Consider the following 16032-nt stretch of genomic DNA (forward strand, 5'->3'; position numbering starts at 1 on the left):
TTGCAAAAGCAAGAACGGCAGGACGGCAGCCATGAGATATCTCTATGCGGCGCTCATTCTGGGTGGATTGAGCGCCTGCGCCCCGGCGGTTCCGGACAGCGGGGCCGGCTTTAACAGTTCCCTGGATGCGCAGCGGACCCGCGATGCGGAGCTTGCCGGCGCCACGGCCTCTTTGATGGCGCCGCCGACGGCGGTTTCCTCGGCACCCTTGGCGGCGGCGGGCACATTGCCGACGCAGGCCCCCCTCGGCGCATCGTCGATGCAGATGGCCGCAGGCGAGGACAGCGCCGCCGAGATCGCCCGCGAGGCCGCCGCGGCGCTGGGCGAAGTCCCTGTCGTCGCCACCCCGGTCGCGCCGCTGCAGGCCAGCCCGAGCAATCCGGTGCCCACCGCGATCAGCAATTCGGGCATTTCCGACGAAAACGACTTCAAGGCGGTCGCCAGTCGCGAAAGCATCCAGAGCGATGCCGAGCGGATGGCGCGTAACCGGGAGCAATATCAGCAGGTACAGCCCACCGCCCTGCCGACACGCACCGGCAGCACCGGCCCGAACATCGTTCAATACGCCCTGAGGACGACCAACCCGCGCGGCATGAAGCTTTATTCCCGCTCCCCCCTGCAGGTGCCGGGCCGCGCCGCGCGCAGCTGTGCCAGATATGGCTCTGCCGATCTGGCGCAGATGGCCTTCCTGGAAAAGGGCGGACCTGAGCGCGACTGGCTGGGGCTTGATCCCGATGGTGATGGCTTTGCCTGCAACTGGGATCCGGCGCCCTTCCGGCAGGCGGCGCTCTCGAGCAACTGAGTGCTGCCGATCTGGCATCCTTCCCCCAATTTCGGGGCGCGTCGGGGCGGGCTGAGCCCGTCCCTGATCGTTTTGCACTATACCGCGATGGAGACTGCGGCGGCGGCGCTGGAGCGGCTCTGCGATCCGACGGCGGAAGTGTCGGCGCATTATCTGATCGGCGCCGATGGCACCCTCTGGCAGATGGTCGATGAGGCCGCCCGCGCCTGGCACGCCGGGGCAGGGACCTGGGCCGGGCAGGGTGATGTGAACTCCCGCTCGATCGGCATCGAGCTGGACAATCGTGGTGACCACCCGTTTTCCGAACCGCTGATGGCCGCGCTCGAGGCGCTGTTGCCCGGAATCATGGCGCGCTGGGGCATTGGTCCGGCCGGGGTGATCGGCCATTCCGACATGGCCCCGGGGCGCAAGTGCGATCCGGGGGCGCGGTTCGACTGGGCGCGGCTGGCGGCGCAGGGGCTGGCGCTGCCGCATCGGCCTGGGCCGGGTGGGGGGACGACCCCCGAAGGGTTCCGGGCGCTGGCTATGGCCGCAGGCTATCCCGGCGACGGCGAGCTGGACGACCTGCTGGAGGCGGTGCGCCACCGGCTGCGCCCCTGGGGCCATGGCGCGCTGGCTCAGGCGGATATGGACGCCCTGGCGGGGCTCGTGGCGGCACAGGCCGCAGTGGTCTGAGCCGGCGCTCCAGCCGGGGCTGGATGCGCCCTCTGCGAGGGCTGGGGCTCTGTCCGGGGAGGGCGCGATGCTGGCCTTGCTGCGGCGTTCCCCACAGCCCCCATTGACGCGCCCCCCCGACCGCCCTTATCTGCCCCTCGCGCGGAGGGCTGGATGGCCGCGGCGGTCTCGTGCCGTCGAGGAAAGTCCGGACTCCCTGAAGCAACGGTGCCGGGTAACGCCCGGGCGGGGCAACCCGACGGAAAGCGCCACAGAGAACAGACTACCGCCCTCCGGGGCGGAAAAGGTGAAACGGTGGGGTAAGAGCCCACCGCGCCCCTGGCAACAGGGGCGGCATGGCAAGCCCCACCGGGAGCAATGCCGAATAGGACCCCCGCGCGGTCAGGTCCCCGAAAGGGAAACCGCCGCTAGGCCCGCTTCAGCCGAGAGGGGTCGGGTTGGCAGCAGGAGGCGCGGCGTGAGTCGCGTCCCAGATGAATGGTCGTCGACGGGGGCAACCCCTGAACAAAATCCGGCTTATAGGCCCTCCGCGCATGGGCTTTCTCCGGAACGGGCGGAGTCCGCCAGGGATTCCGGCCCGCTTCGGGCTTCGGGCGATCGGTGCCGCAGGGTTTTGCGCCAGACCTGGCCGGGATGTTGTGAAATCCGCGAAATCGCGGTTGACTCGGGGCCATAGCTGAGTAAAAGGCAGGCCTCATGAGAATTTTACGGGCGCGGCTGTGCCCGGCGCAGGAGAGACCAAATGGCGAAGCCGACCACCATCAAAATCCGCCTGAACTCGACCGCAGGCACCGGCCACTTCTATGTGACCAAGAAGAACGCCCGCACCATGACCGAGAAAATGGCGGTGCGGAAATACGACCCGGTTGTGCGCAAGCATGTCGAGTACAAGGAAGGCAAGATCAAGTAAGATCGCCTGACTATCCCGGATCGACCGGAAGCAGGGGCCGTGCGCAAGCGCGGCCTTTTTGCTTGCTGCGGGTCCGGCTTGCCACACCCCGGGGCGAGTCGCTAATCTGGCGGGAGCAATCCCGCGCGAGGGAAGAAAGCCGCGATGATCCGTTTCACCCTGATGGCCGGCAGCTTGTTTGTGGCGCTATGCGCCTGCAGCGCGGGAAGCGGGACGCGCGGCGTGGGCTTCACCGGCATTGATGGCGAGCCTTCGGGGCCTTGGGCCGGGGCAGGGGGCGGCGTCTCGCAGCCCCTGGGCCCGATCGAGGCGCTTGCCGCCCTGCCGCCGCGTGCCGTGAGTGCGCCCGGGGCCGCCACGGCCGCGGCGGAGGCGATCGACAACGGTGGACGCAGCCCTGCCACCGCCCTGCCGGTCGAGCTGCTGGGCAGCCCCCTGATGCTGAGCCTGGTCGAGGTCGACGGGCGCCCCTATGCGGTCCTGCGCCGGCCCGAGGGGCGGCGCGGCGACCTGCCTGCCGGTGCGGCCGCGCGCTTTGTGACGGCGGTGCCGATGATGACAGGCTGTCTGGCCGCCGGGCCGGCGACGCTGCAGAATCGCCCGCGCCAGATCGGCGCCGCGGTGCCGCTCGATTGCCGCTGAGACGGGCTGTTCCAGGGGCGCGATGCGGCTATGACGGCGGCGAGACTCCTGAGATGGGCCAGAGACGGGGAGGTCACCATGCCGCTCAATCCCACCGCGATGAATTATTCCAAGGCCGTCGGCGCCTATGAGACCGGCCGCCCGGGCTATCCCGAGGCGCTGATCGCCGCTCTGCCGCTGGCGCAGGCGCATAGCGTTGTTGAACTGGGGGCTGGCAGCGGCAAGTTCACCCGCCAGCTTCGGCCGCATCTGGTGCCGGAGGCGCGGCTGATCGCGGTCGAGCCGGTGGCGGCGATGCTCGCGGCGCTTTCCGACCTGCCGGAGGTCGAAGCGGTTTGCGCCCGCGCCGATGCCACCGGCCTGCCGCAGGGGTGCGCCGACCTGCTGGTCTGCGCCCAGGCCTTCCACTGGTTCGACGATGCCGCCTCTGTGGCCGAGATCGCCCGCCTGCTGCGCCCGGGCGGGAGCTTGGCGCTGATCTGGAACATCCGCGATGCGCGCAGCCCCTGGGTCGCCGCCCTGTCGCAGATGATCGACGCCCATGCCGGCCAGACCCCACGCCACCAGAGCGGCCATTGGCGATGGATCCTCGACGATCCGCGCTTTCGCCTCGAACGCGAGGTGGCCGTGGATCACCCCTTTCCGATGTCGCCCGCCGCCGTGGCCGAACGGGTGCTGTCGGTCAGCTATATCGCCGGTCTGCCGGAGGCGGAGAAACAGGAGCTGCGCCGGCGCACCGCCGCGATTCTGGCCGAGGCCGGGCTCGATCGGGCCGAGACGGTGGTCTTCCCCTATGTCTCCCGCCTCTATCTGCTGACGCGGCTCTGAGACAAAAGAAAAGGGCCGGTCCAGTGACCGGCCCTTCGGCTTTGGGATGTTCCCTGCGGCTTATTCGCGGTTGCCCAGCAGTTGCAGCAGGAACATGAACATGTTGATGAAGTCGAGATAGAGGTTCAGCGCCCCCATGATCGCGGCCTTGCCCAGCCATTCGCGGTCGCCCGAATGGGCGTGCTGCAGATAGACACCCTTGATGTTCTGGGTGTCATAGGCGGTGAGGCCGGCGAAGATCAGCACGCCGATGAAGGAGATCGCAAACATGATCGCCGGGGAGCCCAGGAAGATGTTGATGATCGAGGCCACGATCAGGCCGATCACACCCATCATCAGGAAGGTGCCCATGCCCGACAGGTCTTTCTTGGTGACATAACCGAACAGCGACATGCCAGCGAAGGCGATCGAGGTCACCAGGAAGACCTGGGCGATCGAGAAGCCGGTGAAGGCCACGAAAATCCAGCTCAGGCTCAGACCCATCACTGCGGCGAAGGCATAGAAGAACAGCTGCGCGCCAGCGGCCGACAGCCGGTTCAGCGCGGCGCCAAAGGCGAAGACCATGATCAGCGGCGCAAACATCACCACCCAGCCCAGGATATTCGGGCGCAGGGTGATCGGATCGCGGAAGACGCCGAGCAGGTCGGGGCTGGTGCCCACGGCCCAGGCCACCAGGAAGGTCAGCAGCATGCCCACGGACATGGTGCCGTAGACCTTGTTCATGTGAGCGCGGAGGCCCTCGTCAATCTGGGCGCTGCGTGCGCCGGCAGACGTCCTGATCGTGTCGAATTCAGCCATTGATGGTCTCCAAGTAAAAGCCTGTTGGAACCGTCCCGGCGGAAGGAACGGCAATTGCCTCCAATATTGGAGACGCAGAGCGGCTTTTCAAGGATTTAGGGCGCAATTTCCACAAGTTCCGCGCCGCGACCGCAGGGGCGGGGAGAGGCGGCCAAAGGCGGCGGCCGCTTGGGGGCTGGCAAAGGGAGAGGGGGCAAATGAACAGACCGCGCACCTTGATGGTGGCGGCCTGTCAGTCCCGGTCGGTTGCGGGACGGGCGGGGCAGTGATCGGTCCGGGGAGGGAACCGGCCCCAGGCGGGCTGCGGCATCAGCAGCGCCAGCTTTCCGGAGCGTCCCAGAACGGGCGGTTGGCTTCGGCGCGGGCCTCGGTGCGGCTGATGCCGATGTCTTCCAGTGCCCGGTCGTCAAGCTTCAGCAGGGCGCGACGTTGCCGGCGGACGGCAAGCATATGCGCCAGGCGGGAAATCAACGCGGTGCGCGGCCTGCCGCGGCCGGCGGAAGCGGTGATGAAGGTCATGTCACATCTCCTTTCCATGTTTGTGATGTGTCTTCGGATCGTATCAAAATTCTTGATCCATATGGTCTGCCGTGGTTCATTTTGAAAGCGAATGTTTTTGATCTCTGGCATCAAGGTTTGTGATCATGCGAAATCTCGACCTGACCACGCTCCGCTCCTTCGTAGCGGTTGCCGATTACGGCGGTGTGACGAAGGCCGCGGGCTTTCTGCACCTGACTCAATCGGCGGTCTCGATGCAGCTCAAGCGGTTGGAGGACCTGCTGGGACTCGAGCTTCTCGACCGCTCGGGGCGCAGCATCGCATTGACCGCGGCGGGAGAGCAGCTCTTGACCTATGCCCGCCGCATGGTGGCGCTGAATGACGAGGTGATCGCACGGCTGACCGATCAGGCCTTCGAGGGGGAGATCGTCCTCGGGGTGCCACATGATATTGTCTATCCGGCGATCCCGCGGGTGCTGCAGCGGTTCAACGTCGCCTTTCCCCGCGTCAAGGTGCAGCTCATTTCTTCCTACAGCGTGCAGTTGAAACATGCCTTCAGCCGCGGCGAATGCGATCTGATCCTGACCACCGAGCCGCGCGGAGCCGAGGGGGCCGAGACCGTTGCCGAGCTGCCGCTGAACTGGATGGGCGCGCACGGCGGTTCCAGTTGGCGGCAACGGCCGTTGCGGCTGGCCTTCGGTCGGCACTGCATATTCCGCCCCGAGGCGATCGAGGCGTTGAACCGGGCCGGCATCGACTGGGAGCTGGCAGTGGAATCCGAATCGGATCGCACCATCGAGGCGACGGTGAGCGCCGATCTGGCGATCACGGCGATGCTCGAAGGCTCAGAACCGCCGCATCTGGAGCGAATCGACGCGGGCGGCGCCCTGCCGTTGCTGCCGGCGCATCGGATCAACCTCTACATGCGCGATCGCGCCGCCGATCCGCTGGTGGCGGAACTGGCCGATCTGATCCGCTCGACCATTCAGGGCTATGCCGGGGCCCCGCTGCGCGCGGTGGGCTAGGGGGCTGGCTTGGCCCGGGGTCAGGGGGTGATCACCACCTTGCCGGTCGACCGCCGGTCGCGCAGCAGCGCAAGGCCTTCCTCGACCCGGTCGAGCGGCAGCACATGGCTGACATGCGGCTTCAGTCGACCCTCCAGATACCAGCCGATCAGGGTGGTCAGGCTCTGCGTCACCGCCTCGGGGCGGAATTTCAGGTAGCCGCCGATATAAAAGCCGATCACCGTGAGGTTCTTCACCAAAAGGTGATTGGCGGGAATTTGCGGCACGTCCCCGCTGGCAAAGCCGATCGGCAGCAGCCGCGCCTCGGGGTTGCAGGCGCGAAACGCCGCCTTCCACAGATCGCCCCCCACCGCGTCATAGACCACATCGGCGCCGCCCAGTTCCAGCACCCGGGCGCGCAGATCCTCATCCGCTCCGATCAGGTGGTCGGCTCCGGCGGCCTTGGCCACGGCCAGCTTGTCGTCCCCCCGCGCCTGGGCGATCACCCGGGCCCCCATCAGCTTGCCGATCTCCACCGCCGTCAGCCCGACACCGCCGGCCGCGCCGGTGACCAGCAGCGTCTCTCCGGGTTGCAGCCGGGCGCGATAATCTAGCGCCATATGGCTGGTGCCATAGGCGATCTGGAAGGCGGCGGCGTGCTCATAAGGCATCTCATCGGGCAGTTTTACCGCCCGAGACGCCGCAAAGACGCCCGTTTCGGCCAATCCCCCCTGTCCGCTGTAAACCGCCACCCGATCTCCGATGGCAAAGCGGGTGACGCCTTCTCCGAGCGAGATCACCTCCCCGGCGATCTCCATGCCCGGGATAAAGGGGGCCGGCGGCGTATCCTGATAGGTGCCCTTCAGCATCAGCAGATCCGCGAAGTTCAGCCCGCAGGCGCGGATCGCGACACCGATCTGCCCGGGGCCCGCGATCGGCTCGGGCAGGTCGGTCAGCCGCGCCTCGGCGCCGGTGGCGGTCAGGTGATACGCGCGCATGGAAAATTCCCCTCTGATGGTCGCCATAAATGGTGATAACGAAATCCATGTCAAACCTCCGGCTTTGACATCGATAGGCCGCACCACAGCGGCGGGTGCCGGGGAACACAACCACAGCGAAAGGTGTGTTAGCACTAAATCAACTGTCTTGCGCTCCTCGGAAAAGCCCGTACAATTCTAAATGCGGGTGCCGAAAGGCGTGCAGTGGGGAGGGGAACCGCACGAAACGCCGCAAAGCAACAGGGGGAGCGGAAAGGCGTGTTCGCGTCTGTTCGGCTCGTAATAAGTAACACGTAAGGAGAACCCATGACCCATCCCGTTGACGTTCATGTGGGCAAACGGGTCCGGCACCGCCGTTGGCTGGTGGGGATGACCCAGCAGCAGCTGGCGGAAAAGGTCGGCATCAAGTTCCAGCAGATCCAGAAATACGAAACCGGTGCGAACCGAATCAGCGCCTCCCGACTGTGGGATATCGCCGATGCCTTGGAGGTTCCGGTGAGCTTCTTCTTCGAAGGTCTGGACGAGGCCGAGAAGGCCGTCGACAGCAAGACCAGCGTTCCGGCCGATCTGATGGGCGATAAAGAGGCGCTGGATCTGATCCGCTCCTATTACGCGATCCCGGAAAACCAGCGCCGGCGCCTGTTCGAACTGGCCCGCGTGCTGAGCGACGTCGCCTGACACCGCCCCATCCGCGCATGTGCCCGACCGGTGCCCCGTTGCGGGGGACCGGTCTTTGATTCTTGCGCCGACTTGCATCCGCCCGGTCGCCGTGGCACCTGAGCCGTCATGACCGATCAACTGCCCTCCGCCCTCAGTGATCTCGATGTCGCCCACAGGCTGGCCGACACCGCCCGCGCGGTGATCCTGCCCTATTTCCGACGCCTCGATCTGACCGCCGACAACAAGCTCGCCGCTGGCTTCGACCCGGTGACCGAGGCCGACCGCGCCGCCGAGCGGGCGATGCGCGCGCTGCTGGCAGAGCTGCGGCCGGAGGATGGCATTCTGGGCGAGGAATTCGGCAGCCAGGCGGGCCGCAATGGCCGTACCTGGGTGCTCGACCCGATCGACGGCACCCGCGGCTTTCTCAGCGGCACGCCGACCTGGGGGGTGCTGATCGCCCTCTCCGAAGGGGCTGGGCCCGTCCTGGGGATCATCGACCAGCCCTATACCGGCGAGCGCTTCGTCGGGGGCCCGCAGGGGGCCGAGCTGATCGGACCGCACGGGCGCCGCAGCCTGCGCACCCGCCAGACCGCCCGGTTGGAGGAGGCGATCCTTTTCACCACCTTCCCCGAGGTCGGCAGCCCGGCAGAGCGCGCGGCGTTCGAGGCGGTGTCACGCCAGGTGAAGCTCACCCGCTACGGCATGGATTGCTATGCCTATGCCCTTCTCGCCGCCGGCCATATCGACCTGGTGATCGAGGCCGGGCTGAACCCCTATGACGTGCAGGGGCCCATCGCGGTGATCGAAGCCGCCGGCGGCGTCGTGACCGACTGGCAGGGCGGCAGGGCCGACCAGGGCGGCCGGCTGCTCGCCGCCGCCAACCCGGTGCTGCACGCCCAGGCGCTGGAGATCCTGCGCCAGGCCTGATCCCGGTCTTGTGGCGAATCGTTGCCACGGTTACCAAATCGCCGCGCCGAGTCCTTCGCCCGTCTTCTGTCGGCGCCTTTGTCACACTTCGTCACCGAAACGGGCCAGACCGGAGTGTGCTTATGACCGAGATCCTGATCCGCAATGCCCTTGCCATCCTCACCATGGATGACGCCCGCCGCGAGCTCGCCGGCGAGGATATCCTGATCCGCGACGGCGTGATCGCCGCCCTCGGCCGGGGTCTGAGTGCCGAGGGGGCCGAGGTGATCGAGGCCTCGGGCTGCGTCGTCACCCCGGGGTTGGTGAATACCCACCATCACCTCTACCAGACCCTCACCCGCGCGGTGCCCGGCGGCCAGGACGCGCTGCTGTTCGGCTGGCTGAAGACGCTCTATCCGATCTGGGCGCGCTTCGGCCCGGAGGAGGTCTATACCTCCGCCCTCACCGGGTTGGCGGAACTGGCGCTCTCGGGCTGCACGCTGACCTCGGATCACCTCTATCTCTATCCGAACGGCGCCCGGCTCGACGATACCATCGCCGCCGCGCAGGAGATCGGGCTGCGTTTCCAGCCCACCCGCGGCGCCATGAGCATCGGCGAAAGCGTCGGCGGCCTGCCACCCGACAGCCTGGTCGAACGCGAGGCGGATATCCTGAATGATGCCATCCGGGTGATCGACGCGCACCATGACGCCAGCGAGGGCGCCATGGTGCGCGTCGGCATCGCCCCCTGTTCGCCCTTCTCGGTCAGCCGAGAGCTGATGCGCGACGCCGCGCTGCTGGCGCGTGACAAGCGGGTGATGCTGCATACCCATCTGGCCGAGAATGACGAGGATGTCGCCTATAGCCTCGCCAGCTTCGGCTGCCGCCCCGGCCAATATGCCGAAGACCTGGGCTGGACCGGTGCCGATGTCTGGCACGCCCATTGCGTCAAGCTCGATGCGCAAGAGATTGATCTTTTTGCCAGAACCCGGACTGGCGTGGCGCATTGCCCCTGTTCGAATTGCCGCCTCGGCTCGGGCATCGCGCCGATCCGTGCCATGCGCGACGCCGGGCTGCGCGTCGGTCTCGGGGTCGATGGATCAGCCTCGAACGACAGCGGCAACCTGATCCTCGAAGCGCGTCAGGCGATGCTGCTGCAGCGGGTCGCGCGTGGTGCCGACGCGATGAGCGCCCGCGAGGCGCTCGAGATCGCCACCCGCGGCGGTGCCGATGTGCTGGGTCGGCCCGACTGCGGCCGGCTGGTGCCGGGCAAGCGCGCCGATATCGCGCTCTGGGATGTGACCGGCATCGACAGCGCCGGAAGCTGGGACCCGGCCGCGCTGCTCCTGGCGGGGCCGGTGCGAGTGAAACATCTGCTGGTCGAGGGCCGTCAGGTGGTGCGCGATGGCCATGTCGCGACGCTCGATCTGCCGCGGGTGATCGAGCGGCAGAACAGGCTTGCCGCGGCGCTCAGGGGCTGAGGCAGAGGGGGCTCCGCCCCCGGCCTGCGGCCTCCCCCGGGATATTTCTGCCAGATCGAAGGGGGGCATCATGGCCTGATCGAGGGCGCTTGATCCCCGCGGTAATCGGATGCCGCCTTTTTCTAGCTGCAAATATCCCGGGGGTGCGGGGGCAGAGCCCCCGCTTCAGGCTCAGGATTTGACCCGCCGCCCGCCGATCCAGACCTCGGCCACGGCGCGATCGTCGCCCATCATGATGGTGGGAAAGATCGCCTCCCAGAGATCCTCGGCTTCCGCCTCGCGCTGGGCGATGGCGGGGGTCGAGGCGAGGTCGAGCAGCACCAGGTCGGCTTCCATGCCGGGGGCGATATTGCCGATCCGATCCTCCATCCGCAAAGCCTGCGCCGATCCCACGGTCGCCAGCCAGATGAGTTGCGCCGGGTGCAGCGGGGTGTGGCGGAGCTGGCCGATCTCATAGGCCGCGGCCATGGTCCGGAGCATCGAGAAGCTCGATCCGCCGCCGGTGTCGGTGGCCAGCCCGATCCGCTGCCCCTCGGCCATCAGCCCGGCCATGTCGAAGAGGCCGGAGCCGATGAAGGTGTTCGAGGTCGGGCAATGCACCAGGGCGGCACCGACCTCGCGCAGGCGGTCGCGCTCTCGCGGCTCGAGGTGGATGGCGTGCCCATAGAGCCCGTTCTGCCCCAGCAGGCCGAATTGCTCATAGGTGTCGAGATAGTCGCGCGCCTGCGGAAACAGCTCCTTCACCCAGGCGATTTCGTCGGTCTGCTCGCTCAGGTGGGTCTGCATCAGGCAATCGGGATGCTCGGCCCAGAGCGCTCCCATCGCCTCGAGCTGTTCGGGGCTGGAGGTGGGGGAGAAGCGCGGCGTGATGGCATAGGAAATCCGGTCCACCGCGTGCCATTTTTCCAGCAGAGCCTTGCTGTCGTCATAGGCCGATTGCGCGGTGTCGCGCAGCCGCTCGGGCGCGTTGCGGTCCATGCAGGTCTTGCCCGCCACCACCCGCTGGCCGCGCGCTTGCGCCTCGGCGAAGAAGGCCTCGACGCTGGCGGGGTGGATGGTGCAGAAGGAGCACATGGTGGTGGTGCCCGCCGCCGTGGTCAGGTCGAGGTAGCGGGCCGCGATCCGGGCGGCATAGGCCGGATCGGCAAAGCGCATCTCCTCTGGGAAGGTATAGGAATTCAGCCAGTCGATCAGCCGCTTGCCCCAGCTTGCGATCATTGCGGTCTGCGGGAAATGCACATGCGGGTCGATGAAACCCGCCAGAATCACCCGGGCGCCGTGGTCGTGGCGCAGCGCCTGCGGATGGGCCGCGGCCAGATCCGAGGCGGTTCCCAGGGCGGCGATCCGCCCGTCGCGGATCACCAGCGCCTCGTCCAGCCGCGCGGCCGCCTCCGGCGCGGCTTCGAAGGGCGTGCTCGTGAAGGACAAAACGCGTCCGGTGAGTAGAATTTCCTGCGTCATCTCTGTTCCGTTTCCGCCACTCTCTTGCCGCTATCAGAGTAGTGAGGCTTTCCTTCCGGGTAAATTACGCCATTGTCATTGTTTTCCGGTAGAAGCTTCTTCTATTTTGCGGCCAATCCGAAGCAAGGGGTGAGCATGAGCACAGCCGACGATCAGGCCGAAACCGGCACCCCGCAAGAGGACGGCGGGAACGAGCGCGCCTATGCGCTCGACCGGCGGGCCATTGCCGCGATTCTCTATGCCGTCGACATCGACGATCGCGACAAGCTGATCGAGCTGATGGAGCCGCTGCATGCGGCCGACATCGCCGACCTCCTGGAACAGATCAACGCCTATGACCGGGCGCGACTGATCCGGCTCTATGGCCAGGAATTCGACGGCGAGATCCTGTCGGAACTGGAAGAAGGGGTGCGGGAAGAGGTCATTCACCTGCTGCATCCGCAGGTTCTGGCCGAGGCGGTGCGCGAGCTCGACAGCGACGATGTGGTCGATCTGGTCGAGGATCTGGAGGGGCCGCAGCAGGAGGCGATCCTGGGCGCGCTGGAGGCCTCGGACCGATTGGCGGTGCAGCAGGCGCTGACCTATCCCGAGAATTCCGCCGGCCGTCTGATGCAGCGCGAGGTGGTCTTTGCCCCCGAACATTGGAACGTCGGGCAGGCGATCGATTTTCTGCGCGGGTCAGAAGAGCTGCCGGAGCAGTTCTATCACATCGTGCTGGTCGACCCGCGGATGCGGCCCGTCGCCAATGTGACGCTGGGCAAGCTGATGGGATCGCGCCGCGAGGTGGCGCTGAAGGATATCGCCGAGGAGATGTTCCAGGTCATTCCGGCCGATCAGGACGAGGCTGATGTCGCCTATGCCTTCAACCAGTACCACCTGATTTCCGCCCCGGTGGTGGACGGGGATGGCCGGCTGGTCGGGGTCATCACCATCGACGACGCGATGATCGTTCTGGATGAGGAGAACGAGGAGGACATCCTGCGCCTCGCCGGGGTTGGCGAGGAAAGCTCGCTCTCGGACCGGGTGATCGACACCACCAAGCGGCGGATTCCCTGGCTGGTGGTGAACCTGGGCACGGCGGCGCTGGCAGCCCTGGTGATCGCCCAGTTCGAACATACCATCGCCGTGCTGGTGGCGCTGGCGGTGTTGATGCCGATCGTCGCCTCGATGGGCGGCAATGCCGGCACCCAATCGCTGACCGTGGCGGTGCGGGCGATCGCCACCCGCGACCTGACGCGGGCCAACGCCTGGCGGGTGATCCGGCGCGAGATGCTGGTGGGGCTGATGAACGGGCTGACGCTGGCGATCCCGCTGGGGGTGATGACGGGGCTGATCTTCGGCACGCCGCTGTTGGGGGCGGTGATCGGCGCGGCGCTGATCATCAACCTCTTCGTCGCGGCGCTATCCGGGGTGGCGGTGCCGATCCTGCTGGACAAGATCGGCGTCGATCCGGCGCTGGCCTCCGGCGTCTTCGTGACCACGGTGACCGACGTGGTGGGCTTCTTCGCCTTTCTCGGACTGGCCACGGTGGTGCTGCTGTGACCGATCTGGCCGCGCGCAAGGTCGAGGCGCGCAAGGCCGCCTTCGCCCGCCGGCAGATCGCGCATGAGCTCGGCGGCGCCGGGCGGGCCGGGCTGCTCAGCTCGGTCCTGGCGGGCTATCGCGGCGTGCCCCTGGCCGGTTACATGCCGATCCGGACCGAGATTGACCCGCGCCCGGCGATGGCCGAGGCCGCAGCCCATGGCCCCGTCGCCGTGCCGGTGATCGAGGCCTCGGGCCAGCCGCTGCGCTTTGCCCTCTGGGAGCCCGGGGCGGAGATGGTCGCGGGCCCCTTCGGCGCCCGGATCCCGGCGGTGCTGGAATATATCGAGCCGGAAATCCTGATCGTGCCTTTGGTGGCCTTTGACGCCGCCGGCAATCGGCTGGGCTATGGCGGTGGCTTTTATGACCGCACCCTGGCGCAGCTGCGCGCCCGCCGCGCCACGCTCGCCATCGGCTTCGCCTATGACGCGCAGGAGGCGGGCAGCCTGCCGCTCGAGCCAACCGACCAGCCGCTGGATCTGATCGTGACGGAACGGCGGGTGATCGACCTCAGCGACCTGTCCGGATAGCGCTGGCTCAGGGACGGTCCGGATCAAGTGGTTGCCTCAGGTGCTGCCGCGCGATTTCACTCGGGGCGCTGCCGAATTTTCTGGAAAAGGCCCGCGAGAAGGCTGCCGCGCTGCCGAAGCCCACGCGGGCGGCGACGGTCTTGATGTGACTGCCTTCGGTCAGGAGCGCGCGGGCGAGAGACAGCCGCCAGCCGTTCAGATAGGCCACCGGGCTTTGCCCGACGGTTTCCCCGAAGCTCCGGATGAAGCGGCTGCGGCTCATGCCCGAGAGATCGGCAAGATCGCCGATCCGCCAGGCTCGCGCCGGGTCGTCATGCATGGCGACCAGGCAGGGGTGCAGATCGGGATGGGCAAGGCCCGCCAGCAGCCCCGCATGAACGGCCCCCTGGGCGATGGCGCCGCGAATGGCATGAACGACGATCATCTCGCTGAGCCGCTTGCTGACAAAGGAACTGCCGCATCGCGAATGATGCGCCTCCGCCAAGATCAGATCGGCGAGCGCCCGCAGCGTGGCGTCCTGAGACAGATCGAAGACGATCTCCTGGGGCAATGCGCCGACCAGCGGATTGTATGCGCCACCGAAGTCGAGCCTCGACTGCGCCAGCACCCTGCCGAGGGGAGGAGACCCGCCTGCGCGCGCCCGATAATGCACATGGCTCGGCACGTCGCCCACCTCCCGCGCGACAATCAGCAGATTGGACCCGGCGAGGCTGTCACTTGGCCGGGCGTCGAGCGGAAAGGCGGACATGAAGGCGAACAGCCGGTCATGTTTTCGGGCGGGTCTGGAATTTTGGATCATGAGTTTTCCCAGATCTTTTGCTCTGCCCGGCATATCCTGCAGCCCGAAACCGTAAAACCCCTTCCAGATTGCACGAGGTTCAGCCCGATGACATCCCCCTCACATGCCAAGTTCGATCCGGCCCGGGCAGGGGAATACGCCGAACAGGCCCGGATCGCCTTGGCCGGTTATGACGCTTGTCACGAACTCTCGGCCTGTATCCTGTCGGCGGCGCTGGATCGCCGGAAAGATGCGCGGGTGCTCGTGGTCGGGGCCGGCGGTACCGCAGGCGAGATCACGGCGGCGGCGCGTCTTGAAGAGGGATGGAGGTTCGTGGCCGTCGACCCTTCGAAACCGATGCTGGAGATCGCGCAGTCGCAAGTCGACCAGGCGGGGATCGGCGATCGCGTCGCCTTCGTCTGCGATGAGGTATCCGCCCTTGCGTCAGAGCCGACATTCGACGCCGCCCTGATGATCGGCGTCTTGCACCATATCCCCGAAGACCGGGAAAAGGCACGGCTCTTGCAAGATGTCTCCTGCCGGCTGCTGTCGGGCGGCTCGCTTGTCCTGGCCGGGAACGTCAGGGCCTATGACAGCGAACCGCTGCTTCTGGCCGCCTGGGCGAACCGCTGGCGTCTGTCCGGCGCTTCGGAGGAGGAGGTGAACGCCAAGCTGGCGCGTATCCAGGCCGGTGCGGTGCCCCCGGAGTCCGAGGCGGCGGTTGCCGCGCTGCTTGTCGGGGCCGGCTTCTCCCCGCCGCAGATGTTCTTCTCCAGTCTGTTCTGGGGCGCCTGGCATACGCGGCGCAGGCTCTAGCCTTCGTCCTTGCGGTTCCACGGCCGCCTTCTGCCCGCAGTTTGCGCGGTGGGGGCGGGCCGTTTACCCGCCGGGTCGGATTGACTTGGGGATTTGCCCTGTCGCCGCGATACTGGGGGCGGTTCGTATCCAGTCCCTGAGGAGGGTTTCATGCTATCCCCGTTCGACATCTGGGCCCCGATCATCCGGGCGCCGTTTTCCGGTGATGTGACGCAGGAGATCGCGCCGCGCGTCCTCTCTCCCGACATCAAGGGCGTGCCCGAGATCGAGGATCGGGTCCAGACCGAGGTGGCAAGCTATGGCAGGCAGCTCGGCAAGTTGCTGGAGGCGGTGAAGCTGCTGTCGGAGGCGACCGCGACGCCGGTGCCCGAGATCGACGAGCTGATCGCCGGTGTCGAGGCGGTGAAGAAAGAGAGCAAGGCCGAGTTGCGCGCCAATGCCGAAGCGGCGCTGGCGCGGCTGCGGGCGGTGGACGAAGGCGAATGGCGCGCGGTTCTGGCGACGCGGGGCGGTTTGGCCGATCCTGCGCCGGACGGCCCGCAGGGCTGAACCGGGCGGGGGCCGGTCATGATCCAGGCCATCAGGTGGCAACGCCTTGAGCAAGCCCCTTACCAGATGTGTTGTGTGCAGGGGGCCGACCAAGCTCTCTTGCAAGGTCCGGTTT

18 protein-coding genes and 1 other RNA gene are annotated in these 16032 nt (G+C 67.0%); 14 read left to right on the plus strand and 5 right to left on the minus strand.

What is annotated here, in order from left to right:
- The first annotated feature begins 31 nt into the window (after positions 1-31).
- From ACN0V4_RS14485 to ACN0V4_RS14510, 6 genes are all read left to right on the plus strand, one after another.
- A complete protein-coding gene (locus ACN0V4_RS14485; RefSeq protein ID WP_417677301.1) occupies positions 32-802 on the plus strand; it encodes a hypothetical protein in 771 nt (256 codons plus the stop codon).
- On the plus strand, positions 803-1477 hold the full coding sequence (locus ACN0V4_RS14490) for an N-acetylmuramoyl-L-alanine amidase (RefSeq protein ID WP_417677303.1): 675 nt from the start codon (positions 803-805) through the stop codon (positions 1475-1477).
- Between the two features lie 141 nt (positions 1478-1618).
- An RNA gene (gene rnpB, locus ACN0V4_RS14495) (RNase P RNA component class A) lies at positions 1619-2012 on the plus strand.
- A gap of 207 nt (positions 2013-2219) precedes the next feature.
- On the plus strand, positions 2220-2387 hold the full coding sequence (gene rpmG, locus ACN0V4_RS14500) for a 50S ribosomal protein L33 (protein ID WP_084353547.1): 168 nt from the start codon (positions 2220-2222) through the stop codon (positions 2385-2387).
- A gap of 144 nt (positions 2388-2531) precedes the next feature.
- Entirely contained in the window at positions 2532-3029 is a 498-nt protein-coding gene (locus ACN0V4_RS14505; protein ID WP_417677305.1) for a hypothetical protein, read from the plus strand.
- A gap of 78 nt (positions 3030-3107) precedes the next feature.
- Positions 3108-3857, plus strand: coding sequence for a class I SAM-dependent methyltransferase (locus tag ACN0V4_RS14510; RefSeq protein ID WP_417677307.1), 750 nt, complete (start codon positions 3108-3110; stop codon positions 3855-3857).
- Between the two features lie 60 nt (positions 3858-3917).
- On the opposite strand, the gene ACN0V4_RS14515 is transcribed toward ACN0V4_RS14510, so the two are convergent.
- Positions 3918-4655 carry a Bax inhibitor-1 family protein gene (locus ACN0V4_RS14515; RefSeq protein WP_417677309.1) on the minus strand — a complete coding sequence of 246 codons (738 nt, stop codon included), beginning with the start codon at positions 4653-4655 and terminating at the stop codon, positions 3918-3920.
- A gap of 309 nt (positions 4656-4964) precedes the next feature.
- Positions 4965-5174, minus strand: a complete 210-nt coding sequence (locus tag ACN0V4_RS14520) for a DUF1127 domain-containing protein (RefSeq protein ID WP_417677311.1) — start codon at positions 5172-5174, stop codon at positions 4965-4967.
- 125 nt (positions 5175-5299) lie between these two features.
- Here ACN0V4_RS14520 and ACN0V4_RS14525 point away from each other — a divergent pair, with 125 nt between their 5' ends.
- The gene (locus tag ACN0V4_RS14525) at positions 5300-6178 is read left to right on the plus strand and encodes a LysR family transcriptional regulator (RefSeq protein WP_417677313.1); all 879 of its coding nucleotides are present in this window, start codon (positions 5300-5302) and stop codon (positions 6176-6178) included.
- A gap of 20 nt (positions 6179-6198) precedes the next feature.
- On the opposite strand, the gene ACN0V4_RS14530 is transcribed toward ACN0V4_RS14525, so the two are convergent.
- A complete protein-coding gene (locus tag ACN0V4_RS14530; protein WP_417677315.1) occupies positions 6199-7155 on the minus strand; it encodes an NADPH:quinone oxidoreductase family protein in 957 nt (318 codons plus the stop codon).
- A 306-nt stretch (positions 7156-7461) separates the two neighbouring features.
- On the opposite strand from ACN0V4_RS14530, the gene ACN0V4_RS14535 reads away from it, so the two are divergent.
- From ACN0V4_RS14535 to ACN0V4_RS14545, 3 genes are all read left to right on the plus strand, one after another.
- Entirely contained in the window at positions 7462-7833 is a 372-nt protein-coding gene (locus ACN0V4_RS14535) for a helix-turn-helix domain-containing protein (protein ID WP_417677317.1), read from the plus strand.
- 108 nt (positions 7834-7941) lie between these two features.
- On the plus strand, positions 7942-8742 hold the full coding sequence (gene hisN, locus ACN0V4_RS14540) for a histidinol-phosphatase (RefSeq protein ID WP_417677319.1): 801 nt from the start codon (positions 7942-7944) through the stop codon (positions 8740-8742).
- 122 nt (positions 8743-8864) lie between these two features.
- Entirely contained in the window at positions 8865-10202 is a 1338-nt protein-coding gene (locus tag ACN0V4_RS14545) for an 8-oxoguanine deaminase (protein WP_417677321.1), read from the plus strand.
- Between the two features lie 171 nt (positions 10203-10373).
- Here ACN0V4_RS14545 and guaD read toward each other — a convergent pair whose 3' ends face one another.
- Complete coding sequence (gene guaD, locus ACN0V4_RS14550) at positions 10374-11663, minus strand: guanine deaminase (RefSeq protein WP_417677323.1); 1290 nt, start codon at positions 11661-11663, stop codon at positions 10374-10376.
- Positions 11664-11798: 135 nt separating this feature from the next.
- Between guaD and mgtE the strand changes: the two genes are divergently transcribed.
- Both mgtE and ACN0V4_RS14560 read left to right on the plus strand, forming a co-directional pair.
- Entirely contained in the window at positions 11799-13205 is a 1407-nt protein-coding gene (gene mgtE, locus ACN0V4_RS14555; protein WP_417677325.1) for a magnesium transporter, read from the plus strand.
- Positions 13202-13774 carry a 5-formyltetrahydrofolate cyclo-ligase gene (locus ACN0V4_RS14560; protein ID WP_417677327.1) on the plus strand — a complete coding sequence of 191 codons (573 nt, stop codon included), beginning with the start codon at positions 13202-13204 and terminating at the stop codon, positions 13772-13774. Before mgtE ends, ACN0V4_RS14560 begins: the two co-directional genes overlap by 4 nt.
- Before the next feature lie 7 nt (positions 13775-13781).
- On the opposite strand, the gene ACN0V4_RS14565 is transcribed toward ACN0V4_RS14560, so the two are convergent.
- A complete protein-coding gene (locus ACN0V4_RS14565) occupies positions 13782-14573 on the minus strand; it encodes a helix-turn-helix domain-containing protein (protein ID WP_417677329.1) in 792 nt (263 codons plus the stop codon).
- A gap of 87 nt (positions 14574-14660) precedes the next feature.
- On the opposite strand from ACN0V4_RS14565, the gene ACN0V4_RS14570 reads away from it, so the two are divergent.
- Together ACN0V4_RS14570 and ACN0V4_RS14575 are read left to right on the plus strand one after the other, a co-directional pair.
- Positions 14661-15368, plus strand: coding sequence for an SAM-dependent methyltransferase (locus ACN0V4_RS14570; protein WP_417677331.1), 708 nt, complete (start codon positions 14661-14663; stop codon positions 15366-15368).
- A 150-nt stretch (positions 15369-15518) separates the two neighbouring features.
- Complete coding sequence (locus ACN0V4_RS14575) at positions 15519-15917, plus strand: hypothetical protein (protein ID WP_417677333.1); 399 nt, start codon at positions 15519-15521, stop codon at positions 15915-15917.
- Positions 15918-16032: the final 115 nt, after the last annotated feature.

This window comes from Pseudodonghicola sp., assembly GCF_048268305.1.
Classification (GTDB): Bacteria; Pseudomonadota; Alphaproteobacteria; order Rhodobacterales; family Rhodobacteraceae; genus Pseudodonghicola.